1 pseudogene is annotated in these 479 nt (G+C 51.6%); it reads left to right on the top strand.

Annotation, left to right across the window (positions count from 1 at the left end):
* Positions 1-479 (top strand): annotated as a pseudogene (locus J5M71_RS27795) (hypothetical protein); the annotation flags it as partial.

The raw sequence follows: 479 nt of genomic DNA on the forward strand, positions 1-479 counted from the left end.
GAACAGGATCGTCAAGGATAGTATTGGAGCGGAAGCGGAGATCGACGTGCTGGCACACCGTCCGAGCCATGAAATCGTTTTCATTGAATGCAAAGGGATACATCCCTTCAGCACGTTGGATGATGCCGAGGTGGAGAAATGGCTCGATAAACGTATCCCTGTGATCAGGGGATTTGTAAAAACGCACTCCGAGTGGGCTACCATCCGCCACAAGTTCGAATTGTGGACTAGCGGCAAACTCTCCGATGACGCGATTGCGATGGTAAAAGCTGCGCAGGCAAAACACCCAAAGCTGGACATCCAGGCGCGTGATGCCGACTACGTGCTTGGCCAAGCCGCGAGCAGCAATGATAAAGGGCTGCTCAAAACGTACCGTCAGCATTTCGTGACTCATCCGATGCAGGAATTTGAAGAGGCACGGAAGCGTGAACAGCGTAAGGCCGACAAAGCCAAAATAAAGTTGAAAGAACCCTCTATAG

Origin of the sequence: Pseudomonas sp. 43(2021) (genome assembly GCF_017490805.1) — a bacterium.
Lineage (GTDB): Bacteria > Pseudomonadota > Gammaproteobacteria > Pseudomonadales > Pseudomonadaceae > Aquipseudomonas.